This is a genomic window from Candidatus Schekmanbacteria bacterium (assembly GCA_016219965.1).
In the GTDB taxonomy this organism is placed as follows: Bacteria; Schekmanbacteria; GWA2-38-11; order GWA2-38-11; family J061; genus JACRJM01.
Window position 1 is genome coordinate 396,739 of the sequence record JACRJM010000004.1, and the last position, 23,060, is coordinate 419,798.

A 23,060-nucleotide genomic window follows, 5' to 3' on the forward strand; every position below is an offset into this window, starting at 1 on the left:
ATTAATATGAGATGCTGACCATTTTTATATCTGTCATTTCTTCTATTGCAAAGCGAGGGCCTTCTCTTCCAAGGCCGCTTGCCTTCACTCCCCCGTAAGGCATATGGTCAACTCTGTATGTGGGAATATCATTTATCATAAGGCTTCCAACTTTATATTCTTTAATGGCCTGAATTGCTCTGCTTATGCTGTTTGTGTATATGCCGCCGTTAAGTCCGTATATGGAATCATTTGCCATTGTCATCGCCTCATCAAATTCATCGAATTTCATCACAGATGCCACAGGTGCAAATACTTCGTCTTTTATGACCTTCATGGAATGTGTTGTATCAGACAGAAAAGTCGCATCAATAACAGCTCCTTTTCTCCTTCCACCCGTCTGAAGTTTTGCACCAGACCGTACAGCCTCTGAAATCCACTCCTCGGTTCTTACGGCCTCTTTCTCCTCTATCATTGGTCCGAACAACACCTTGTCATCCATTGGGTTTCCGACCTTTATTTTTTTCACTGCTTCCCTGAAATCTTCAGTAAATTTTTTATATAGGCTTTTGTGTACATAGATTCGCTGGACGGAAATGCAGGTTTGTCCTGAGTTATAGTATGCTCCCACTATTATGCGCGGTATGGCTTTTGCATAATCAACATCCCTGTCAATTATCACAGCGGAGTTTGAACCAAGCTCTAAGGTTACAAACTTGAGCCCTGAAATCTCCTTTATCCTTTTTCCGACAGGCATGCTCCCCGTGAATGTGACCATTGAAATCCCATCATGCTTTACAAGAGCATCTCCGACACTTCCACCGCCTCCTGTAACAATATTCAGCACACCTGCAGGAAGTCCGGCTTTAAGCATGAGTTCGCCAAGCTTTAAAGCGGTTAATGGAGTCGCAGAGGAAGGTTTGAGTACAACGCAGTTTCCTGCGGCGATTGCAGGGGCAACTTTATGGGCTACAAGGTTTAGCGGAAAGTTAAAAGGCGATATGGCGGCTATTACCCCTTTGGGGACTCGGACATAAAATCCAAATCTGCCTTCGCCTACAGGCGACGCATCCATAGGGATGATTTCACCGTGGATCCTTTTGGCTTCCTCTGATGCAAACTTAAAGGTCTCAATCCCTCTTGCTGCTTCTGCCCTTGCGTAAGTGATTGCTTTTCCTGATTCAAGGGCTATTGTCTTGGCAATCTCTTCCTGATGCTTTGTGAGAAGGATTGCAGTATTTTCAAGTATGGCGGCTCTTTTGTGCGCGGGAAAGTTTGAGAATGATTTAAAGGCTTTCTCAGCAGTATCAACTGCATTTGAAACATCCTCTCCATCGCCTGCCGGTACCTTTGCAAGAAGAGCATTGTTATAAGGATTTGTTACGTTAAAAGTCTTTTTCTTTGATATCCAATTCTTTCCTATGAGCATCTTGTTTTTGAATACCATCAGCAAGCCTCCATATTTTCAAAAAATAGATTAGGCTATCAAATACTGTCTTTTAATATATCATTCACAAAATTTATTTTTGAGAAATAACCGCGCGATATTTTTGCAAAAGATTCTTCCTTGCCCAATACCCTGTCCCTTATTTCTTCTGGTTGTACTCCCTGTTTATGAAAAGCCAGGATTTTTTCTCTGCAATCATTAAGATAGTCAATCTTGGCTTTGATATCTGCCATCGGGTTTTCAAGCACCTTGCCGCTCGCACAGAAGAATTTTTCAGGATTCAGTTTGATGAGCTTTTCAAGTGAATCTATGGTTCCTGCCACGCTCTCGCTTATCCTTAAAAAACGAGGCCTCTTTGTTAAGAATATATCTCCGCCTATTATCCAGCCGCGTTTTCTTATGTATAAAGAGATGTGTCCCCTGGAATGCCCGAAAGTCTCTATCACATCTATCTTGAACTTATCAGTCTCCACAATCTTCCCTATTTCGCTTATAGGAGAAGGTTTCGGCAATCCCCAGCAGAGGCCGTTTGAAACAGGAAATTCACGAGGTGCAGTCCTTATCCGTTCCATTGCATCTCGGTGTGCAAAAGCTTTTGCTCTATATACGGAAGTAAGGAGATGATTACCGCCGAAATGATCTTCATGATTGTGGGTGTTCACTATTGTGTGCAATGGCCTGTCGGAAAAAAGCTCTTTTAATTTTTTGTCTATCTTTTGGAACCCGGTATCTACAAGGAGTCCGTCAATGTAATAAGCAGATACGCGCAGGATTTTTGAAGGTATTCCAAAAACTGTGCTCTGCATTTCTATTTTTAGGACTTCATCGATATTTGCTGTTTTTATGTATGACATGATTTCCTATCTTTTTAAGATTCTACAAAATGATTGAACCTCAGAGAACACCGAGTATTATTTCTCTGTGAACTCTGCGGTAAAGTTTTTTTATATGGTTTTTCATCCATGTTAATTGTTTGACTTTTTAAAAATTTGTCCCTATATACGGGCTGTTTAAAAAATCGATTTGTTCGAATCGACTGAAGCTTTGTTAATGCCTTTTTATTATATTTAAAATTTAACTATGGCAAGTATTTGTTGAATGAAATATGACCTTATAGTAGTCGGAGCCGGGCCAGCAGGCACTATTGCTGCAATCACAGCAAAAAACAGGGGGCTTAATGTTGCCCTTATAGAGCGGAGAAAACTTGGCTCAAAGCTAAAGCGTGCTAACACCTGCATGCTCGTTGATACTCCGGGATTTAACGGAGAGAATGTTTCACTTCAGGAGACGCGCGGAAACACAAAGATTGTTTTCGAAAAAAATAGCTTTGATATTTCAGTTCCCGGTACCTTTGAAAAGATATACGACTCCATAAGCTATTCACCGAATGGAAAGAAAATCCATGTTCATAATACAAAAAAATCCCTTTATCATCTTTTTGACAATCAGATAATTCTTGATACCCTTGCGGAAAGAGCCTTGAGGGCGGGTGTTTCTGTAATGGATGAATCTCTTGCCGTATCCGGAGAAAATACAGAAACAGGAGTCAGTGTAAAGGTAAAACATGATTCAGGTGAAACGATTCTGGAAGGAAGCATGGCTGTGGTTGCTGAAGGATTGAAATCTTCTCTTGCGAAAAGTACAGGAGCAATGAAGGAAAGAGTCGTTTTCGGGAGAGGTCCTTCTCTTCAGTACACTATGGAAAATGTTAAATTCCCATTTGAGAACCGGGCGTTTGTAACATTCTATGGCTCAACTTATTCACGCGGCGGCGGAGTGCTCTATGTTGCACCTTGCAGCGGCGGCAACGACAGGTATTACGTTGGCATAAGCGGGGTTAATCCAGGCAAGTATTGCAAGATATTCCTTGATGAGTTTTTCGGGAAAGACCTTGTTGCCGATTGGTTCAGGGATGCCAGAATAGTGGATTATACGGGCGCCGTAGTGCATCTGATCACTCCAATGGCTGATCCCATCAAGGGAAGATTCATGTTTGCCGGTGACAGCGCAGGCTTTGCGGAAACAATGTACCAGGGGGCGATGATGTGCGGTTACAGGGCTGCCTCTGCTGCTGCTGATGAGCTTGACGGCAAAAAGGGATGTGACAGCTACAGGGATTTCTGGAAGAATTCATTTCTTTGGAACAAGAATCCCCAGAGCATGGCAGATTACCTGAAAATAGGATTCTTTTACCCATTCTTCTCTGATGCTGAACTTGATTATCTCTTCGGACTTGTTGATGGAAGGACATTCGAAGGTATTCATGACCCCTACCAGCAGGTAAATAAGCTGTTCGAGTTAATTCTTACTTCTGAGAATATAAAACCTGAGATGGCAGAAAAAGCATCTATGTTCAGGAAGATTACCATGCAGGACATAGCAAAGCTCATAGAGCAAAAAAGACAGTTTGCAAAAAAAGAATAGTATTTGTATATAAAAAAGAGTGTTAACAAAAGGGAATGTGGTGAGAAGAAACATGATGCCAGTTGCCCTTGTTAAAACGTGTAAAGAAATAACCATTAATTAAAGGAGGTTTAACGTGGCAGACTTTGAAGTTTCCCCGGAGATCCAGGCATTTGCAAAAGAAGCAGTTTGGAAAGATGGAAGATGGATGGCAATCATCGTGAAGGCAATGTTCGAAAAGTATGGAAGAGAGGCAATTGATGTACTTTGCCAGGCTTTTTCCAAATTCGGACAAGAGGAAGGTGAAAGATACAAGAAGGAACTCGGATGGGCAGGCAGGGAAGATGAAATAAACGTGGCAGTTGCCTTAAGGGATATATATGCCAATGTTCACAGCCATGTTGGCGCAGCAGGAATGGATATTGAGAGAATTAAATTCTCTGAGAACGAAAGTGAATCACATGTTCCTTTCTGCTTTATCCATGATTCATGGAAATCAGTATGGCCTGAAGGTTCAAAGTATATGTGCGAAATTATCTCCAAAGCACATGATGAAGGATTCATGAGAGGACTTAATCCAAAGCTCGAATGGACGCACCATGCAGAGAAAAAGAATCCTGACGGCACAGTTCAGGAAGGTCTTGCACGCGGAGCAAAATACTGCAAGATGTGCCTGGTTTTAAAAAAGAAGTAAAAATCATATTTCGTTAAATATCCGGATTCCGGCAGGGAGCTAAACCTGCCGGAATCTTTCTTTCTTTTTACATCATTTCTTTATACCTATGGGGAGGAAATGCATGGATTATGATTTGCTGATTGTCGGTGCCGGACCATGCGGTTTGATGGCAGCGAAAACAGCGGCTGAAAGAGGCCTGTCTGTGCTTGTAATCGAAAAACGCCCCAGGATTTCTGATTATTGCCGTGCCTCATCAGGGATGTTCCATAACTCGGAAGGGATGAACGGTGAGACCGTTACTTTCAGAAACAGGATGGGAGCATCGTACTGGCATTTCAAGGAAGCAGACTTTGAAGTGAAATATACTGGCGGCAAAATAGACTTTTATGATTATTTTGTCTTTTCACCCTCAGGCCACAGGCTTCACATGCACCGCCTTGAAAAACCCCTTGGTGTTTGTTTTGACATGGATACGCTCCTTGCAGATCTCTTAAAAGAAGCTGCGGACTGCGGTGTGAGTTTCATGACTTCCACTCTCGCAATGGAAGCTAAGAACACGAAAGAAGGAGCAGAAGTAAGAGTAAAGACAAAAGACAAAGAATTCTGTATCAGCGGCAGGAAACTCATAGGTGCAGACGGCTTACAGTCAAAAATCGGCAGGTCCCTTGGATTCAACGAAGGGCGCTATTTTTATGCAAAGGGGCCGTCCATTGAATATACGGTCTCCAATGTTGATATTCCACTTCCTCCTGCATGGATTCGTTTTCATGGCGCAGATTATACAAAAGTTCCCGGAATGATCTACATGGTTCCAAGTGCATTCGGTGAGAACCAGTGGAAGGTCGGCGGAGGAGCCGGAATGCCCGGAAAACTTTCGGATGAGGTTGTAAAACATTTTATGACTCAAAGCCGCTTTGCCAAGTGGTTTAAAAACTCAAGCGTTCTCGACAGACGCGGGTGCAGCGTTGCAATGTATGAGCCGGTAAAGGTACCCTATAAAGGCAATATACTGATGCTTGGGGAAACCATAGGATTTGCTGAAACTCTTGTACAGGGAGCGCTTGTCTGCGGTTACAGAGGCGGAAATGCGGTGTGCGATGAGCTCAGCGGAAAGAAGGGTTTTGAGGAATATGAACGCTTCTGGAACAATTCATTCCTCTGGCTTAAAGACCCTCAGTGGCAGGCTGACTATGCAAAGACTGCGTTCATGTATCCATTCTTCAACGATGAGGAACTGGATTACATGCTGAAGTTTACTACTGATATGCATTTTGTGGGCGAGCTTAACCCTTATAAGAGTCCTATTAATTTCATGAATTTCATGAACAGCGTTGACGGGGTAAAGCCGGAGATACTTCAGAAGATAAAAATGTACAGAGAACTTAATATGCACCATATAAGGGCAATAGTCGAAAAAATGAGGGAGCAGGCAACGGGAGGGAAAGAACATGGCAGTAAAAGTTAAGACAGAATCCTGTATTGGATGCGGTACATGCGTTGACGAGTGTAAGTTCGGGGCGCTTCTTCTTGAAGGAGAGATTGTTATAGTCAGGGAAGAAGATTGTACTCTATGCGGTGATTGTGTTGCTATCTGTGTTACGGGCGCCTTAGAACTCTAGAAGAAGGTAAGGATAAAGATCGATATCAGGCAGATGAGGGTAAGCAGTTCTGCTGTATAGATAAGAAGATCTGAAAAATCCTTTTTCCTGTATTTAATAAAAAATGTTTTCATTGTGTACTCTTATTTTTCTCACGTTGAAAAGTGCTCGTTTCATCGGAATGAGTACACAATAATTTAAACTAAAATAAAAATCTGTGACTTTTCTTACTCCTCGTCTTCAACATTGCTCCATAAGCCTTCGTTTGAGAAGGCTTCATGCCCTGAAATATCTTTTATAAATGGCAGGTGACCAATCCAATGCATTGGTTTTACTACCAGATTCTCAAGAAGATAGCCTGCCGGATAGATTGCATAAGCTGCAACCTTGAAGGGATGAAGAGTTTCGTCGCTTCTTTCAGAATACTCATCCGCAATGGCAGGCAGGCAGAAAGACAGCACGAATGTTAATGCCATAAAGCTTATCAATATTTTTTTCATAATTTACCTCCTTAATTGATATTTATATTTTAACATATATTGAGTCCTTTTCAATTTATTATTATGCGAGGGACGCATTGTTATCGGATTCGAAGTTGCAGATGCATGCCTTTTATCATATAGTTTTGTAAACAAATTGAGATTCAGGAGGGTTATATGTTTGACTTCGATAATATGAGCGTCAGGAGATATAATTTTACCTGCTTTTTCAGCCTCTTTATTGTTCAGTTTTTAATAGAACCAATATTTACAAAGGTCACTGCAATAAACAATATGCTCACATCCTTTGTCCTTTTGTTTTTCTTTTCTATGGCGATTTTTCTGGGATGGTACGGATGCAGGCTCACAACCCTGAAACAGGGATACCTCGGTATGTTCTTAGGGCTTTCCTGCTGGTCAGTGGAGGAAACACTTGAAAGGATAGTTCTGCCTGCGCCTGACACAATGTTTTGCCCGTTTAATGCTGAACACCCTTTATTCTGGGTCAGGTTTGAGGATTTGCCATTCGCTTTTATAATAACGTTTCTCTACCTTATAATTCTCGATTTCGAATTCAAGGTCACTGACAAGATCCCGCTTCATCTGCAGGTTGCATTTCCATTTATTATGACAGGTTGGATATTGACTGGCCTTGCGCGGGCTAACAGGGCAATATTCGAACACAGAGGACCGGGGGCATATCTGATTGTGCTGATATTTGCATCAATATTTCTGATCTCACTTACAAGGCTCTTTGTTGTCAGGAAAGAAGCGGCTCCGATATTTTCTGCTTTAAGTACCGGAAGTTTGGTATCAACTGTGTTCGGCCTTGCAGGTCTTATAAAGGCCTTATAAACCGCACTTGACAAGCAAGCTTAGTAAAAGGTATGAAAAGTGCAATTTTCGCGTCTATTACTCAATCTTAATTTGAAAGATGGTTTAAGAAAATAAGGATATGAAAACATATAAGGTTTTTTTAATCGCAGCAGTTGTTTCTTTTATTTTGCTTCCGGCTTTGTCCTTTGCGCAGAAGGAGTCTGCAAATAAAGCAACTAAAGAAAGTCCAGTACTTAAAGGAAGTGTTAAGACCCTTATAGAGCAGGGTAAATTCGAAGATGCACTGAGTGCTTTCAAGCAGTCAAATGCTGATGAAAGCTTCAGTGATGGGGCAAAATATTTCAGGGAAAAAGACTATGAGAGCGCAATTAAATCATGGCAAAAGGCGCTTGAAGTTTACCGCAAAAATAACAATCGTGATTTTGAAGCTGTTGTACTTGGAAATATCGGCAATGCCTACGACGAATCCGGAGACTACGCAAAAGCAATTGAAAATTACAGTTCAGCATTGAAAATCTCGGAGGAACTCCATGATACCGGAACAGAAGGAGACATGCTGACAAACATAGGCGTAAGTTTGTGGAAATCAGGCGATTATAAAAAATCGGCTGATAATTTTGAGAAAGCGGCCCTGCTTGAGAAAAAATCAGGAAGGATTGGGAACGAGGCGTTTAACCTTTACAATCTGGCTAAAGCCCATAAGAAGCTAAAAGATTATGACAAGGCTCTCAAAGCTTATAATGATTCGCTTTCTATCTATACAAAAGAAAAAGACAATAGCTCTAAGATGGATGTTTTGACTGATATCGCCTACCTTTATAAAGAAATGGGGCGCACAAAGGAGGCAAAGGAGAAATTTCTTGAGATCATAAGCTTAAAAGATAAGGCAGGCGATAAAAGTGGAATGGAGGATCTCCTTGAGGCTGTTGTAGAATTAACGAAAACAATAGAAGTGCCCGCACCGCAAAAGGAGAAATCTGCAGCGCCGGAAGCAATGGCTCCCCCAATCACCGTACCTCTGGAAGCTAAAATATCTGAAGAGATAATAGAGGAAAAAAAGAAGATAGAAGTACCGCAACCAGCACCTGTTGAAGAAAAAAAGGAAGAAGTAACACAAGCATTCATAGTACCCTCAGTGCCATCAGTACCCTCAGTAATTGATGAATCCATTCTGCAAAATGGTCTTTCACTCGAAAGTGAAGGCCGTCTTGATGAAGCGGTGTCTGTGTACAGGGATGTACTTAAAAAACTTGAAGGAACTGAAAATAAGCATATGCAATCTGAGGCAATGATAAGGCTTGGAAACCTTCTTGCCATAGATGGCATTTCAGAATCAGAAGATATGCTGAAGGCTGCGGACAAAATAGCAATAGAAGAGAAAAATTCATCGGGAGAAGCAAACGCTCTCTGTGCATTGGGAAGGTATTATCTTGCACGAAAAAGCCTGCCTGAATCGTTGAACTTCTTTATGAGAGGGGAAGCCATATTCAAGGAAATGAATGATTCGTCGGGAGAAGCAATGGCCAAGATCGATATGGGAGATTGCTATTTTGCTTCCGGAATGTATGGAGATGCTGAAAGGATGTATAAGTCAGCTTTGGACACAGGGAATAAAGCATTGAACGGACAGATCATCTGGAGAGCGAAATATGGAATCGCTATGTGTCTGTGGACTAAAAACAGGAATGAAGAGGCGCTTGTTAACATGCTGTCGGCAGTAAATTCCATGGAGGATTCATCGCATGGGATTTCTTCAACTTATCTACCTGACAGGAAAAGAAATCAGATTGTGTCAGATATTGTTGAATTGCTTTTGAGACTTTATGATAGCAAGGCAGAGAAAAAATATGCAGAAGCAGCTTATCTATACAGTGAAGTTGAGTCCTATCAGGATATGACAGAAATATCTTCAAAAGCCATCAGTACGCTGGCAGGTGAGAATTTTGAAAAATTCTCTTCTTTCAACATCAGAAAAAATGCGATCAATGCAAATGACGAAATACTCATTAAATATATATTTAAGGGGAATTCCTGTTTTGTTTTCATAATTACAAAAGAAGATCTAAGACTTATAAAACTGGCGTCTTCGAAAGAAAAAATAGACAACCTTGTAGATGAAGTCCTCGCGCCTCTCAAAAAAGTTTCAGTACTCGGCGAATCAGACTGGATAAACAGGACATTGAGAGAATTTGATTTGAAAAAAGCCGGGGAACTTTATGGCGCTCTTATAACTCCTGTTGAAAATTACATCCTCGACAAAAAGGTACTGCTCATCGAACCTACCGGCTCGCTCATCAATCTTCCCTTCGAGCTTCTCGTAAAAAAGGCAGGAAATATGGAAAGAAGCGACAGCAGCATACTTGCAGAATATTCTGACTCTGTTTATCTGCTTGATGGTTTCTCGGTAATATATGCGCCTCTTGGTGTTTATTTCTCAGAAAAGCCTGAGCAGGATATAAAGTTTACAAGCGACTTCTGTATGGTTGGCGAAGATAAAGATGCCAGATTTAAGGCTTTCTCAGAAATATTTGCTCCCGAAGGGGGAAGTCAAAACATAGAAATTCCTTCGAAGTCAGCAATCGCAGATGCGGTTTCCGGATGCAGGATATTACAGTTTCAGATTCCAGCCAATATCAGCGTAGACACTAATTTTGAGACAGGACTTATCCTCGATGAAGAGAACAGCAAGGAAATATTAAACGGAGATGAGATAAGCATTATGAAGGGGAACTCAGCGGTTGCCCTTTTTACGGATTCAGAATTTAAGAGTAGCAGCAAAAGTGAGAGATATAATTATTTGGGACTTGTATCTTCTGTCCTAAGCTCGGGGATTAAGAGTGTTATCTATCCATACTGGAAAGGAAACAAATTCTCTTCCCTTGAACTTTTAAAGGAATTTTACAAGACATTAAAAGATACAAAATACCAGTTAAATAAAGGTGAGGCATTACGGCTTGCTAAAAAGAAAGTACGCGATTCAAACTACAATGATAATACAGGGCCGCACTCGATATCGTTTTCACATCCCTATTTCTGGTCCAATCTTGTTCAGGAAGGAAGATAACTTTCCCGGGACTTTCCAATGTCAGGCATAGGTGGCAAGAAACCTGTCGGCTCAGTCGTTGTTTCCGGTGCAGGAATTGGGGGAATACAAGCATCCCTTGATCTGGCCGAGATGGGTTATAAGGTTTACCTTTTAGAAAAATCCTCATCCATCGGCGGCAACATGGCATCGCTCGACAAGACCTTTCCGACAAATGACTGCTCAATGTGCATACTTGGCCCGAAGATTTCAGAGTGCGCCCGTCATCCTAAGATTACAATATTGCCTCTTTCCGAGATAAGGGAAATCACCGGTGAGCCGGGGAATTTCTGCGTAAAAGTTTTAAAAAAGCCCCGCTTTGTAAGGCAGGAGAAATGCACTGCCTGTGCAGACTGCGTTGAAGCCTGTCCTGTTGAGGTTGACAATGAATATGAGATGGGGCTGTCAAAAAGGAAAGCGATTTATATCCCTTTCCCGCAGTCAACTCCGAACTGTTATGCCATAGACTCAGCCGCCTGCACGCGTTGCGGCAAGTGTGCCAAAGCCTGCAAGGCGAGAGCCATATATCTAAACGAAAAAGAAGAAGAGATCGAGATCAATGCCGGTGCTGTGATCGTAAGCAGCGGCTACCGTCTGTTTGACCCTCATCTTAGAAAAGAGCTTGGATTCGGTATTTACGAGAATGTCGTAACAGGCAGACATATCGAGAGGATGCTTAGCGCCAGCGGATTCTCTAAAGGAAAAGTCCTTAGACCTTCAGATAAAAAATACCCGGAGAAGGTTGCGTTTATACAGTGCGTAGGTTCAAGGGACAAGAATAATGGCTTTCCCCACTGCTCATCCGTTTGCTGCATGTATGCCATAAAAGAATCTATCCTCTTAAAAGAAAAACTGGGGAAAGTTGAATGTTCTGTTTTTTATACTGACCTTAGAACATATGGAAAGGGATTCGAAAGATACTATAACCGTGCACGGGACCAATACGGAATATCATTCAGGCGAGGGAACATATCTAAGATACGGGAGGTACCTTCCAGCAAGAACCTGCTTTTGCAATATTGTCTCCCTGATGGTTCGGTAAGCGAAGAAGAATTTGACATGGTAGTCCTTTCAACAGGGATAGAATCGTCGGCAGATTATCCGGCTGAATTGTCTAACTCTTCGTCAAAAGACAGCTTATGGGGATTTGGGGATGGCATTTATCTTTGCGGGACAGCACGGGAGCCAATGGATATCCCTGAGACCGTAATAGAGGCAGGCGCTGCATCCGCACTTGCAGGAGCATTGCTATCCGGCGCAGACAGCATTCTGACTGACCAGAAAAATTATCCACCTGAAAGCGGAGAAATTTATAATGAGCCGAGAGTAGCGGTTCTTATATGCCACTGCGGAAGCAATATAGCCGGCGTAATTGATGTTGTAAAACTTGAGACTGAAGTGGCAAAGCATCCATTTGTGAAAGTAGTTGAGAGGAATGTTTATCTCTGTTCCGAGGACGGGCAAAGAAGAATGAAGGAGCTTATTGCTGAGAACATGATAAACAGGATTGTGGTCGCTTCATGCAGTCCGCGTACGCATGAGCCTCTTTTTCAGGAAGTGATAAGGGAGGCAGGCCTTAACAAGTATCTGCTTGAGATGGCAAACATAAGGGACCACTGCTCATGGGTACATCGCGAGAACCCTGAAGAAGCAACAAACAAGGCGATGCGACTTATCAACATGGCTGTAAATAAATCAATGCGTCTTGAGCCTTTGAACGAGACAAGCGCAGACGTTGAAAAGAGGTGCCTTGTCGTCGGAGGAGGCATTGCCGGAATGAGTGCTGCCATAGCTATGGCTGAGCAGGGTGTTGACGTTGTCCTCATTGAAAGAGAAAAAGAGCTTGGCGGGAATTCGCTTAAACGGAAAATCTCATCAAATGTAAGAAACCCCGCTGATATGGTGACAGCGCTTATAGATAAGCTCCGGAATTGCAGGAACATAGAAGTCCTGACCGAAGCCGGTATCAAAGAATTCTCAGGCTCAATTGGGAATTTTCATTCTGTCATAGAAACGCAGGATGGAAAAGAGATAGCTCTCTCTCATGGTGCCGCAGTGATAGCAATTGGCGGAAGGGAATGCCGCCCAAAGAAATATATGCTTGGTGAAGATGAAAGGGTTTTAACGCAAAGTGATTTTGAACAGGTCCTTCTTTCCAATGGACTTGCCCACAGGAAATTTAAAAATATTGTGATGGTGCAGTGCGTTGGTTCCCGCTCAAAGGATAAGCCCTATTGCAGCAGGGTGTGCTGTACGCAGGCAGTTGAAAACGCGATCATGGCTAAAAGCCTTATGCCGGAGACAGACATCTATGTCCTTTACAGGGATATGCGCACCTATGGAAAGAAAGAAGAACTTTACACAAGGGCAAGGGAGCTTGGCGTGAGATTCATGAGATTTGAAGAGGAAAATGAGCCTCAGGTAAGAGCAGAGGAAAAACTTCATATTGATATTTTTGATACTACTTTTATGGCTGATGTGTCGTTAACCGCAGACCTTCTCGTACTTTCAACAGGCATCGAAGGGAGCGAAGGATGCAAGGAGTTAAGCAGGGTTTTCAAGATCCCGGTCAACGAAGATTCGTTTCTTTTAGAAGCGCACGCAAAACTTAAACCGGTTGACACTTCGGTTGACGGGGTATTTATATGCGGACTTGCCCATGCCCCCAAGAGCTCAACAGAATCAATGCTTCAGGGGCTCGCATGTGCATCAAGGGCAATGACCATTCTTTCAAAGGAAAAAGTAATCCGTGGAGGCGTGATTTCTTTCATTGATGAGAATATATGTATAGGATGCCTCAAATGTCTTAAGACTTGCCCCTACGAGGCGGTATATTTCGATGATAGGATGAAGGTCTGCCGCGTAGATGAAAATAAATGCAAGGGGTGCGGCACATGCGCGGCATGCTGTCCGTCCGGTGCGAACCTGCTTAAAAATTTTAAGTTATCACAGATTATGAGACAGATAGAGGGCGCCTTTGAAATCTGAAGATAAAAAAACTCCTTCAATAATAGCCTTTACCTGTAACTGGTGCAGTTACGCAGGGGCTGACCTTGCCGGTGTGAGCAGGATACAGTATCCGGCAGATGTTCTTCTCATAAGGGTCATGTGTACAGGTTCAATCTCGCCGCATTATATATTGAAAGCTTTCCAAAAGGGAGCAAAGGCAGTGCTTGTTGCAGGATGCCATCCGGGAGAGTGCCATTACAACGCTGGAAACCTGATGGCTGAAAAAAGGATGAAAGTCCTTAAAGGAGTGTTGGGATTTATTGGTTTGCCTGACGGAGCTTTACATCTCGAATGGATATCAGCCTCAGAAGGGATAAAATTTGCAGAGGTGATACAAAAGATTTCAGATAAGGTGAAAGAGATAAAGCAAGGAAATAAGAAAGAATAAGTCTTGTCAGTCCCTCTCTGGCACTAAACAGCAGGTGCCTGACGAGGGACATGCCAAGCCTTATATAACGCAAATTGAAAATATCTAGTATGGATGAGATAAGAATTTAAGTTGTCATTCCGGACTTGATCCGGAATCCAGATTAGTTGTTTTTATTTCTGGATCCCCGCTTTCGCGAGGATGACAAGAAAAAAAATGAGATGATAAAATAGAAACTCAAAAACATGGATGAGATAAGAGAAAAAATAACTTCGCTGATAAAAGACGGAAAGGCAGGCTCTGTGCTTGCCATAGTAAAAAATGGCATTAATGTCATTCCCGTTCAGATCACGGCTCAGAACCTTGATGAAGTTTCAAATATCTGCCTCGACGAACGGAGGTACCCGATAGAAAAGATGCTTGCATCGGTCATTGATGCGCGCGATGACAGCTCTCCGGTCGGTGTAGTTCTCCGTCCTTGCGAAAAAGCCGCGGTAATTGAGCTACATAAACTTCAACATATCAATATGGATGACGTAATTCTCATTGATATTGATTGCTCTAAAGAGCTTCGTGATAAATGCGCCTGCGACTGGAAAGATGATCTTGTTGTTAAAGTTAAGGAAGGGAAGGGATTTTTAAAAGATGAAACCCTTGATACGCTTGAATCCAGTACCAGCAGGGAAAGATGGGAATTCTGGTCAAAGCATTTCGCAAGGTGCATAAAATGTTATGGGTGTAGGAATGTCTGTCCTGTCTGTATATGCAAGGCTTGCTGTCTTGAGGAAGCGGATGTTGTCGAGAAAGGTGAACTGCCTCCTGAGTTTCCCATTTTCCATCTTGCACGGGCAGTTGACGTTGCAGGCAGATGCATAGACTGCGGAAAGTGCGAAGAGGCATGCCCGGTAGATATACCGTTGAGATTGATCCATAAAAAAGTATTCAGGGATTTTATCCGTGACTTTAAATATATCCCCGGCGCGTCAATTGATGAAAAATGCCCTCTTGATTTTATTGAAAGCATAAAAGAGGAGGGCGACTGATGGCTCTGGTAAAATGGGTTCCAACAACGTGTGTCTATTGCGGCTGCGGCTGCGGACTTCTTCTCGAGGCAGCCGGAGGCAAAATCACAAAAGCACTTCCACAGCCCGCCCATCCTGTGAGCGATGCAAGGCTTTGCATAAAGGGGTGGAATATCCACCAGTTCATCCATAATGAAAAGCGCCTTAAAAAACCTCTCATAAAAAAGAATGGGAGCTTTGTTGAAGCTGATTGGAATGAGGCGGTCTCTTTGATTGCAGAAAAGATAGGAAGTACAATCAAAGCGTATGGAGCTGATTCAACCGGTTTTTTAAGTTCTGCAAAATGCACCAATGAGGAAAATTATCTCTTCCAGAAATTCGTCCGCTCAGTGATTGGTACTAATAACGTAGACCACTGCGCAAGGCTTTGCCATGCGTCGACAGTTGCAGGTCTTGCCGGCTCTTTTGGAAGCGGCGCCATGACCAATTCAATACCCGACCTTGAGCAGTCAAAATGCCTCTTTATCATTGGCTCCAACACAACTGAACAGCATCCATTGGTTGCCACAAGGTTATACCGGGCATTAAAAAATGGGTGCAAAATAATAGTAGCTGACCCCCGCAATATCCCCATTTCACGCTTTGCCTCGCTTCATTTAAAGCATAAGCCCGGCAGCGACATCGCGCTGATAAATAGCATGATACATGTTATTCTCTCAGGGGGGTTGATGGACAAGGAGTTTATAGATGCGAGGACTGAAGGATTTGATGAGTTAAAGGCATCGGTTGCAGATTATACACCGGAAGAGGCTCAAAAGATAACAGGTCTTAAAAAAGAAGATATTGTCAATGCTGCGATTCTTTATTCCAAAAACAAACCATCTGCCATCATCTATTCTATGGGAATAACCCAGCATATAACAGGCACTGATAATGTACGCGCACTTGCAAATCTCGCTATGGTTACAGGGAATATTGGAAAGCCAGGTACAGGCGTGAATCCATTAAGAGGACACCAGAATGTTCAAGGCTCCTGCGACATGGGGGCGCTTCCTAATCTCCTCCCAGGTTACCAGGCAGTGACAGATAGCTCATTGCGCGGAAAGTTTGAGTCTGTCTGGCAGTGTAAAATACCGGCGCAGAATGGAATAACTTTGACTGAGATGATGGGGGAAGCAGGGGAGGGGAAAATAAAATCCATGTTCATAATGGGAGAGAATCCGGTAGTTACGGATCCTGACTCAACCCACGTGGCGCACGCCCTTAAATCCCTTGATTTCCTTGCAGTGCAGGACATATTCATGACAGAGACTGCGGAATTTGCAGATGTTGTGCTTCCTGCCGCATGCTTTGCAGAGAAAGAAGGGACATTTACAAACACAGACAGAAGAGTGCAGAGAGTGAGAAAAGCAGTTAATCCGCCGGGTGAGGCAAAGGCGGATTGGGAGGCTATCAATCTGCTTGCATCAGCATTTAAAGCAAAGGGGTTTGATTTTAAAACAGCAGAAGAAATATTCGATGAGATGCGCTCTCTTACTCCTCAGTATGCAGGGATAACCTATGAACGTCTTGAACGCGAGAGCTTACAATGGCCATGCACTTCAGAGACCCATAAGGGAACACCTGTTCTCCACTTGACGCAATTTACAAGAGGGAAGGGGAAGATATTTGATATAAAATTTAAAGAAGCTGCAGAGCGGGCTGATGATGATTTCCCATTTATTTTAACTACTGGAAGACTCTATTTTCTTTTTCATTCAAACACCATGACCGGCAGGTCTCCATCACTTAATGCTGAAGTAAACAGGGCATTCCTTGAAATAAATCCCGCGGACGCAGAAAAGCTTGGAATAAAAAACAGTGAATATGTTGAAGTTGAATCAAGGCGCGGCTCGGTTAAGGTTAAGGCAAAGGTAACTGAAGGGATTAGAGAGGGAGTGGTTTTCATGCCATTTCATTTTGCGAAGGAAGCGGCGAATGTGTTGACGGGAAGACATTTGGATCCAATCGCGAAGATACCGGAGTTTAAGGTTTCTGCTGTCAGGATTAAAAAATCCTGACAGGGTGGCAAATTCAATTTTTGGTGTTATACTTTGTCAGTGACCGGCTCGCAAATCCTCACTTTTGCAAATTCAGGCTTTGGCGTGATGCTTTGTCAGCGTCCGGTTAGCAATCCTCACATACTCAGAAGTATGCTCCGGTATGCTAATCCTCCGCTTCCTCGCCTGACGCTCAAATCCCGCATTTGCAAAAAAAAGGATGTCCACTTCCTCGTCTTCCACACAAAACTTGAATTTGCTGAAAAGCACTTTGTCATCTCAAGTTTTTTATTGTCATTCCCTCGAAAGAGGGAATCCAGTTTTTTTCAATCGAAAATATTTGACTGATTTTAAATATCGTGGTGTCATTGTGATCCTTGAACGAAGAGAAGGAGAAGAATCTCTTAAAAATTAATGGGGTGTTTTAGAAGGGTATCTTTGTAGTGCTTGCCGCTCAAATGCTAAAAAAGCATTTGATGTGAAGGGAAATAAGTGAAACAATGAAATTAAAGACCCTATTCCTCCATTTCTTTTTTATCAGCAAGGAACAAAAATATCTAACATTCGCAATGAATTTTGAAATCGTCAATCAATCATAAATGGACTGACGTCATTGGAGCTGTTTTCTCAACATCATCTGAACTATAATTCAGAGATTCCTCACAATTCTTGTCCACGTTGTGCGTGCCCGTTGTCCCACTTCAGCTGGCTCTGGACGCAGGGCTAAATACTGGACGCATCGTAGAATTTCGACCGCACGTCTCCTCTGCCGAGCAAATGCAGCGGCTACGAAGAGTAGAAATAACACAATGCCGCGAGCAATACCGGCGTCACCACCAGGCGGTTGCCAGTGTCCAGTCGTGATGCCAACAACGATTATAGCAGTTGGCATGGCAAGGGCGGAATAGAGCATCATCTTGGCTTCGGCAAGAAAACGTGTTGCCCGCGCAAAGAAATGCGGTGCAAGCGGTTCGTAGCTTTCAAGAATCGAGGATGTTTCCTCGGTTAGTATGGCCACTTCATTTATGTCCATATTACCAGCGACATTAAAATTCCGGCGTGTGCTTTTGAGAGCGCTCGAAAAAGCAAAATGATAAAGTCTCAAGATATGTCCGCGTACCATTATGTTACCAATCAACATCCAACCCTCGAAGAATACGCCAATAAAGTATGCGCTAGCTATTAAGATCACTGCAACCGCGAACTGAGAGGTATCAAGCAAGATCTTCAGGTTAAGTTTCTGCACCCATTCTGCTGAATGGTAGATGCAGAGATAGGTAATAAGCCCAAGCTGAATCATACCGGGAATAATCCTTGCGACGATATCATGATAGAAGTAAGGAATGGTGGGGAGGGTGAATTCTATTCCTTCATCTCTACCCATGATGCCTCCAATGTCTGAGAGAAAGAAAAAGAGTCAAGTCTCGAATTATCAGTTTTTTTATTTCCATTCATTTTTCGAAACGTTCACGTATCTCTGCAAACACAGCATCGTCTAATATGGCCTTCACAGCGCCTGAACGTAACTCAGCGAGTCTGCGTTTAACATCCTCAGCTACTTCAATCGCATGCTCTGCTTTCTTAATAAGTTTTTCTACTTCCTCAGTCATAGAGAAATTCCTTCTCTTTCTACATGCTGATAAAAAGAGAATCCTTTTTTCAGAGCATCATAAAACTGTTCTTCAGAGAATACTTTTAAAGATATAAATGGTTTGAAATCAAAGTCCCACATAACCTGATATGCAGTATCTTCAAGTTTTTTTTCTATATCTGTAGCCCTTTCATCAACTAATGCAATTACATCAAGGTCTGAATCTTCCTCTGCATCACCGCGAACTCTGGAACCAAAAACAATTAGACGTTTTACGCGGCATTGCAAATCCGGAGAAAGCCTATTTTTAAATTCTGAGATTATTAATTTGTCTTTTTCATTCATAGCATTCAAACATTATTATTTATCATTTCTCTTAGCCATGTCCTCAATACCTTTATATGCGACAATTATACCTTTTGAGCGTGGAATTCACTACTGTTTTTCTTGCTAACCCCTATAAAGCCACATCTGGGCCTGGCGCGGGGGGATGGCGAAAGTAAATGTATCGCCGCTTAGTTCCATCTGGTATTCGTGTATCTGGGATGAATAGGTTCCATGGCGAAGACCCCATGTCCAGATGGTAGGGTGCTGCCACTCATCTGTTTTGTTGATTGCAACAATCCCGCGGTCACCGCGGCAAAAGACAAAAAAACCATCTGCTTCGAAAAGAGACCGCTGGGGAGTTCCATGAACAGCATTATGAAAACGGATCATTGATGTAATATCCTGACGCATCCACGCATTAGCCCAGCGGTCTCGGTCTTCACGATATTTTTGTGCGCTTTGATTATTGTCTGAGTAGATAAGCGGAACGCCGCCATCGCGTCCAAGCAGATAGACATTGGCAAGATACTCATCCTGCGCTTGTAAAGCAAGTCCGCGAAATCCATCGTTATTCGGAATGTCATGGGTAATGGCAACGGTAACTGCCCTGTACCAGGGGAGGGCCTGACCAAAAGCTGCCGGATCAGAAAGCTCACGAAGTGAACCTGATTGTGAGAAAACTCTACGCAATGTTTCCTGAAGCGGAAAATCGTAACAAGGGAATGATGTTACTTTTAGAAGGGGATTAAGAAACAGTGCTTCTTCCTGGTCATTAGAAGTGAGAGTCTCTCCAAAGATAAATTTTCCCCGCATGTCCTCTGTGTTGAATACGCGCTCCAGATGCTCGATGGGCATATGTTTCATGGCATCTACACGATAGCCGTCAAATCCAAGGTCATTTAATGATTTCAGGCATGTCCGCTGCTGAAGTACGATCCAGTCATTAAGGTCGAGATCCGGAAGACCTCCAAGTCTGCCTTCCATAACCTCATCAGGGTTGCTCCAGTTGCTAATGTCTCCATCAGGATTAAAATCCTGCGGTGAAAACAGCCCTTCATAGAGTTTTCCATAGAGACGGTCTGCCTCAAAGGATTCCTTCTCCTCTTTACTCGTATATCGCTTAAGTGCTTGCTCGCCGGGAAAGTTGAAGGGATCAGGTCTGCTTCCTTTCTCATTAGCCATGTGATTAAAGACAATGTCAGCGTAAATTCGCACCCCGGCTTCATGCAAAGCATCTATGGCTTTTTTAAGGTTATTCTTATTTCCAAGAGCTGAGCGAAGAATCCGGTAATCTTTAGGTTGATATCGCTGCCACCATTCTTTGCCATTCTCGTCGCTGTATAGGGGCGGTGGAATGAGGACCGCTCCATATCCGTATTGCGCGATCTTTGGTGCGTTTTTTTCTATATCTCCATAATGCCAGTCAAAGGCGTGCAGGATTACATCCGACATGATTACTCTTTTCTAATTAATAATGAGAGAATTCTCTGATTTCTAATGAATTCATACAAGCTTTGTATGCAATCCAGATTTCTTAGCTGCAGAAATCTGTCTTTTATCTGCGGAAACAAACAATTCTGCTTTCCATTCAAGGGCGCACGCGATGTGCAGCGCATCTGCAGCGCGAACTGGGTTATCTTCCAGAATCTTAGTGCATTTGGATAACACTTGCGGAACTATATTAATGATAATTGCGTCACGGATGTCTTGAGAAAAGTACTGTTTTGCGTCTGCATATTCCCGATGCGAAAGGTTTCCTTCCCGGGATCGCCGCATTAATGCTGAAATTATCTCAGGGATGCAGAGCACGCTGAGTGCTAATTCTGTAGAATTCTGGCAGAGCAAATCCACTGTTGGACTTCCACTCTCTTCAACATAACGCTTGGCGAATGCAGATGAGTCAAAGAACGTTTTCACCTCTTCGTTCCTCTATGATAGCAGCAGCCAAAGCAGCCCCCTTGGCAACGAGCCGCAAGCCTCGCCGTTTCCATGATGGCGTACCTTCTGCGGATGGTGCGACCGGTAATATTTCAGCTATGGGTTTACCATGTCGCAGTACCAACAAGTTTTCTCCTCCTTCAACAACGGATAACAATTCCGACGCATTTTTGCGGAACTCAGTAAAATTTACAGTTTTCATATTTTTCTCTCCTGATTGTATCTGTACAGTAATGTACGCTATTCTGTACAGTGTGTCAAGAGTTTCAAATAATCATATCATGGAAAATAGTTATTTCTCTTTCCCTATCTTCTCCAATAAATAAGATAGTTGTTGGTTATGGCCTGGTTATTGTCCGGATTAGAATCTTTGGGTTTGATATTGATTATGTCAACTATCACTGCATGATAACCGGGATTGACTGCTGTAGTGTCCCAATCAATACCGAGATCCATGCCGCTCTGAGCCGGGATAGTGCCGGTCCACGAGCCAAGCTTAGTTTCCTTATTGTCTAAATATATTTTGATGTCGGCAGTTGCGTCTTTACTCTCGTCTGTGTCATCTTTTTTGAGATTATAGACAGGTATAGATATGACTACCTGTGTTCCAGCGACAACAGAATCCGGTGGAGTAAATTTAATATCTGAAGCATTTACCGAAACATCCTGCCCTTCAGCTGGCAAAAGAAAAAATGATGAAAAGGCGGCAATAAATAAAGCAGGCAAAACTACCATGATTTTTTTTAACATATATGCTCCTTTTTTAAATTACTGATTGCAAAAAAATAACCTGTATTTTTTAATCAAATCTGATTATTGCAACTATTTTATTGTCACTTCTTTCAGGTGTTTCCTTAATGCTATATAATTTTATTTAATACGATAGTATCTTGTGATTATACCTTCCTGATAATAAATCCGGCAAGCGAAATTGACAAATAAAGAAGTTCACTGTTTTTGCAAATCCTTTCAATAAGCTTTGTCATCTTATCAATTGACTTTTGCATTGTATAAAACGGAAAATAATGGTTTATTAACACACTTAAATTAAACTAGGATTTTACTTGCATGAGATTGAAATTCCAAATGAAAGTCATTGACCGCTACATAATGAGCGAGCTTGCTGTTCCTTTTTTGTCCATCCTTATGATTTTTACAATGCTCATTATACTTGGCAACCTTGCAAATCTCATGGAGCTTCTGATTAACAGGGGAGCCGGGTTCTTCAATATGCTTTTTCTTATCTCGTATCTCATACCTCAGTTTCTCGGGTTTATAATCCCCATAGCGCTTTTTTTCAGCGTCATTGCCACTATGGTCCGCCTTTCATCAGACCGTGAAATAGAGGCGCTTAAAGCATCAGGCATAAGCCTGTACAGGATTGCGAGGCCGGTATTTATTTTCTCACTCATATGCTGGGTGCTTTCAACGCTGATTATGGTTGAGGTATCGCCACGCGCTTATGACGGGTTCAAGGCCTTGTCGCTTGATGTTTTGCATTCGAACGCGACTATAGGAATCAAGCCGATGTCATTTAATGAAGTTAGCGAAGGGCTTGTCATTTATGCGGAAAGAGTCGAGTCAGATGGAAAAATGAGAGGCGTCCTACTCTCTGACAGCAGGGATGATCAGCACAAAAAGGTGATCTTCTCGAAAAAAGGCTGGGTTGTTCCCGGTACCAAAGAATCAGAGGTTGTTTTTAAACTTCAGGACGGCTCTATCCACATAAGAGGTGATGTAGGGCAGGAATACAGAATGGTTAAATTTGATGATTTTGATTTCAGGCTTGACCTTACAAAACAACTGGGAAGCGAAAAGACCGGCTCCTACAGGATGATGTACGTTTCACAGCTTTTGGATGAATTGGCAAAATATAAACCATCAACCAGAGAATACAATAGTATTCTTGTGAGCCTTAACCAGAAGTTTGCAATCCCTTTCATGTGTATTGTATTTGGAATCCTTGGAGTTCCTTTCGGGATCCTTTTCCAGAGGAGCGGCAAGGAGCCTAGCTACCTTATTTGCATACTGCTAATGATGGTTTTTTTCATTGTGTTTATGGGCGGCAAGAGAATGGGGGAGGAGGGGATTATAGATCCTGCTGTAAGCTCGTGGTTCCCGAATGTCCTTTTCTTTTCCATAGGTATCTATCTCTTCATGAGAGTCGCACGTGACCGCAGTTCATGGATTCTTGAAATATCGCAAAAGATGAGCGCTGCTATTGAGAGGTTTAACGAGAAAATTATCGGACAGAAGGATTTTTAAA

General features: G+C 42.6%; 21 protein-coding genes. 11 read left to right on the top strand and 10 right to left on the bottom strand.

From position 1 onward, the window contains the following. Position 1: 1 nt before the first annotated feature. Together HZA77_07140 and HZA77_07145 are read right to left on the bottom strand one after the other, a co-directional pair. Positions 2–1,426 (bottom strand): aldehyde dehydrogenase family protein, encoded by a 1,425-nt coding sequence (locus HZA77_07140; protein MBI5375193.1) that lies wholly within the window; start codon positions 1,424–1,426, stop codon positions 2–4. Between the two features lie 38 nt (positions 1,427–1,464). Further along, positions 1,465–2,280: an MBL fold metallo-hydrolase gene (locus HZA77_07145; protein MBI5375194.1), complete on the bottom strand. Its 816-nt coding sequence runs from the start codon at positions 2,278–2,280 to the stop codon at positions 1,465–1,467. 244 nt (positions 2,281–2,524) lie between these two features. On the opposite strand from HZA77_07145, the gene HZA77_07150 reads away from it, so the two are divergent. The 4 genes from HZA77_07150 to HZA77_07165 all read left to right on the top strand — a co-directional run bounded on the left by HZA77_07150 (position 2,525) and on the right by HZA77_07165 (position 6,124). Beyond that, positions 2,525–3,850, top strand: a complete 1,326-nt coding sequence (locus HZA77_07150) for an NAD(P)/FAD-dependent oxidoreductase (protein MBI5375195.1) — start codon at positions 2,525–2,527, stop codon at positions 3,848–3,850. Between the two features lie 115 nt (positions 3,851–3,965). Then, the gene (locus tag HZA77_07155) at positions 3,966–4,523 is read left to right on the top strand and encodes an L-2-amino-thiazoline-4-carboxylic acid hydrolase (GenBank protein ID MBI5375196.1); all 558 of its coding nucleotides are present in this window, start codon (positions 3,966–3,968) and stop codon (positions 4,521–4,523) included. A 103-nt stretch (positions 4,524–4,626) separates the two neighbouring features. Further along, positions 4,627–5,970: an NAD(P)/FAD-dependent oxidoreductase gene (locus tag HZA77_07160; GenBank protein ID MBI5375197.1), complete on the top strand. Its 1,344-nt coding sequence runs from the start codon at positions 4,627–4,629 to the stop codon at positions 5,968–5,970. Further along, positions 5,954–6,124 carry a 4Fe-4S binding protein gene (locus tag HZA77_07165; protein MBI5375198.1) on the top strand — a complete coding sequence of 57 codons (171 nt, stop codon included), beginning with the start codon at positions 5,954–5,956 and terminating at the stop codon, positions 6,122–6,124. Before HZA77_07160 ends, HZA77_07165 begins: the two co-directional genes overlap by 17 nt. Positions 6,125–6,330: 206 nt before the next feature. Here HZA77_07165 and HZA77_07170 read toward each other — a convergent pair whose 3' ends face one another. Then, complete coding sequence (locus HZA77_07170; GenBank protein ID MBI5375199.1) at positions 6,331–6,603, bottom strand: hypothetical protein; 273 nt, start codon at positions 6,601–6,603, stop codon at positions 6,331–6,333. 156 nt (positions 6,604–6,759) lie between these two features. On the opposite strand from HZA77_07170, the gene HZA77_07175 reads away from it, so the two are divergent. From HZA77_07175 to fdhF, 6 genes are all read left to right on the top strand, one after another. Next, entirely contained in the window at positions 6,760–7,437 is a 678-nt protein-coding gene (locus HZA77_07175; GenBank protein ID MBI5375200.1) for a hypothetical protein, read from the top strand. Positions 7,438–7,537: 100 nt separating this feature from the next. Then, positions 7,538–10,483, top strand: coding sequence for a tetratricopeptide repeat protein (locus HZA77_07180; GenBank protein ID MBI5375201.1), 2,946 nt, complete (start codon positions 7,538–7,540; stop codon positions 10,481–10,483). 18 nt (positions 10,484–10,501) lie between these two features. After that, positions 10,502–13,489, top strand: a complete 2,988-nt coding sequence (locus tag HZA77_07185; GenBank protein ID MBI5375202.1) for a CoB--CoM heterodisulfide reductase iron-sulfur subunit A family protein — start codon at positions 10,502–10,504, stop codon at positions 13,487–13,489. Then, positions 13,479–13,898: a hydrogenase iron-sulfur subunit gene (locus HZA77_07190; protein ID MBI5375203.1), complete on the top strand. Its 420-nt coding sequence runs from the start codon at positions 13,479–13,481 to the stop codon at positions 13,896–13,898. The genes HZA77_07185 and HZA77_07190 overlap by 11 nt, the downstream gene beginning before the upstream one ends. A 224-nt stretch (positions 13,899–14,122) precedes the next feature. Beyond that, positions 14,123–14,920: a 4Fe-4S binding protein gene (locus tag HZA77_07195; protein ID MBI5375204.1), complete on the top strand. Its 798-nt coding sequence runs from the start codon at positions 14,123–14,125 to the stop codon at positions 14,918–14,920. After that, complete coding sequence (gene fdhF, locus HZA77_07200; GenBank protein MBI5375205.1) at positions 14,920–16,959, top strand: formate dehydrogenase subunit alpha; 2,040 nt, start codon at positions 14,920–14,922, stop codon at positions 16,957–16,959. The genes HZA77_07195 and fdhF overlap by 1 nt, the downstream gene beginning before the upstream one ends. A gap of 628 nt (positions 16,960–17,587) precedes the next feature. Here fdhF and HZA77_07205 read toward each other — a convergent pair. The 7 genes from HZA77_07205 to HZA77_07235 form a co-directional block, all read right to left on the bottom strand. Continuing rightward, complete coding sequence (locus HZA77_07205) at positions 17,588–18,322, bottom strand: hypothetical protein (protein ID MBI5375206.1); 735 nt, start codon at positions 18,320–18,322, stop codon at positions 17,588–17,590. 67 nt (positions 18,323–18,389) lie between these two features. Then, positions 18,390–18,548 carry a hypothetical protein gene (locus HZA77_07210; GenBank protein ID MBI5375207.1) on the bottom strand — a complete coding sequence of 53 codons (159 nt, stop codon included), beginning with the start codon at positions 18,546–18,548 and terminating at the stop codon, positions 18,390–18,392. Continuing rightward, positions 18,545–18,874: a nucleotidyltransferase domain-containing protein gene (locus HZA77_07215; GenBank protein MBI5375208.1), complete on the bottom strand. Its 330-nt coding sequence runs from the start codon at positions 18,872–18,874 to the stop codon at positions 18,545–18,547. The genes HZA77_07210 and HZA77_07215 overlap by 4 nt, the downstream gene beginning before the upstream one ends. Before the next feature lie 105 nt (positions 18,875–18,979). Beyond that, the gene (locus HZA77_07220) at positions 18,980–20,308 is read right to left on the bottom strand and encodes an alpha-amylase (GenBank protein MBI5375209.1); all 1,329 of its coding nucleotides are present in this window, start codon (positions 20,306–20,308) and stop codon (positions 18,980–18,982) included. 51 nt (positions 20,309–20,359) lie between these two features. Next, entirely contained in the window at positions 20,360–20,773 is a 414-nt protein-coding gene (locus tag HZA77_07225) for a type II toxin-antitoxin system VapC family toxin (protein MBI5375210.1), read from the bottom strand. Continuing rightward, on the bottom strand, positions 20,757–20,996 hold the full coding sequence (locus HZA77_07230; GenBank protein ID MBI5375211.1) for a type II toxin-antitoxin system Phd/YefM family antitoxin: 240 nt from the start codon (positions 20,994–20,996) through the stop codon (positions 20,757–20,759). The genes HZA77_07225 and HZA77_07230 overlap by 17 nt, the downstream gene beginning before the upstream one ends. A 104-nt stretch (positions 20,997–21,100) precedes the next feature. Beyond that, a complete protein-coding gene (locus HZA77_07235) occupies positions 21,101–21,544 on the bottom strand; it encodes a hypothetical protein (GenBank protein ID MBI5375212.1) in 444 nt (147 codons plus the stop codon). 318 nt (positions 21,545–21,862) lie between these two features. Here HZA77_07235 and lptF point away from each other — a divergent pair, with 318 nt between their 5' ends. Then, positions 21,863–23,059: an LPS export ABC transporter permease LptF gene (gene lptF, locus HZA77_07240; protein ID MBI5375213.1), complete on the top strand. Its 1,197-nt coding sequence runs from the start codon at positions 21,863–21,865 to the stop codon at positions 23,057–23,059. Position 23,060 lies beyond the last annotated feature (1 nt).

What these genes read in the sequence shown, in the direction of transcription:
- HZA77_07140 (MBI5375193.1), bottom strand. Translation starts at nt 1,426, where the DNA reads ATGGTATTCAAAAACAAGATGCTCATAGGAAAGAATTGGATATCAAAG.
- HZA77_07145 (MBI5375194.1), bottom strand. Translation starts at nt 2,280, where the DNA reads ATGTCATACATAAAAACAGCAAATATCGATGAAGTCCTAAAAATAGAA.
- HZA77_07150 (MBI5375195.1), top strand. Translation starts at nt 2,525, where the DNA reads ATGAAATATGACCTTATAGTAGTCGGAGCCGGGCCAGCAGGCACTATT.
- HZA77_07160 (MBI5375197.1), top strand. Translation starts at nt 4,627, where the DNA reads ATGGATTATGATTTGCTGATTGTCGGTGCCGGACCATGCGGTTTGATG.
- HZA77_07165 (MBI5375198.1), top strand. Translation starts at nt 5,954, where the DNA reads ATGGCAGTAAAAGTTAAGACAGAATCCTGTATTGGATGCGGTACATGC.
- HZA77_07170 (MBI5375199.1), bottom strand. Translation starts at nt 6,603, where the DNA reads ATGAAAAAAATATTGATAAGCTTTATGGCATTAACATTCGTGCTGTCT.
- HZA77_07175 (MBI5375200.1), top strand. Translation starts at nt 6,760, where the DNA reads ATGTTTGACTTCGATAATATGAGCGTCAGGAGATATAATTTTACCTGC.
- HZA77_07180 (MBI5375201.1), top strand. Translation starts at nt 7,538, where the DNA reads ATGAAAACATATAAGGTTTTTTTAATCGCAGCAGTTGTTTCTTTTATT.
- HZA77_07185 (MBI5375202.1), top strand. Translation starts at nt 10,502, where the DNA reads ATGTCAGGCATAGGTGGCAAGAAACCTGTCGGCTCAGTCGTTGTTTCC.
- HZA77_07195 (MBI5375204.1), top strand. Translation starts at nt 14,123, where the DNA reads ATGGATGAGATAAGAGAAAAAATAACTTCGCTGATAAAAGACGGAAAG.
- fdhF (MBI5375205.1), top strand. Translation starts at nt 14,920, where the DNA reads ATGGCTCTGGTAAAATGGGTTCCAACAACGTGTGTCTATTGCGGCTGC.
- HZA77_07205 (MBI5375206.1), bottom strand. Translation starts at nt 18,322, where the DNA reads ATGGGTAGAGATGAAGGAATAGAATTCACCCTCCCCACCATTCCTTAC.
- HZA77_07210 (MBI5375207.1), bottom strand. Translation starts at nt 18,548, where the DNA reads ATGACTGAGGAAGTAGAAAAACTTATTAAGAAAGCAGAGCATGCGATT.
- HZA77_07215 (MBI5375208.1), bottom strand. Translation starts at nt 18,874, where the DNA reads ATGAATGAAAAAGACAAATTAATAATCTCAGAATTTAAAAATAGGCTT.
- HZA77_07220 (MBI5375209.1), bottom strand. Translation starts at nt 20,308, where the DNA reads ATGTCGGATGTAATCCTGCACGCCTTTGACTGGCATTATGGAGATATA.
- HZA77_07230 (MBI5375211.1), bottom strand. Translation starts at nt 20,996, where the DNA reads ATGAAAACTGTAAATTTTACTGAGTTCCGCAAAAATGCGTCGGAATTG.
- HZA77_07235 (MBI5375212.1), bottom strand. Translation starts at nt 21,544, where the DNA reads ATGTTAAAAAAAATCATGGTAGTTTTGCCTGCTTTATTTATTGCCGCC.
- lptF (MBI5375213.1), top strand. Translation starts at nt 21,863, where the DNA reads ATGAGATTGAAATTCCAAATGAAAGTCATTGACCGCTACATAATGAGC.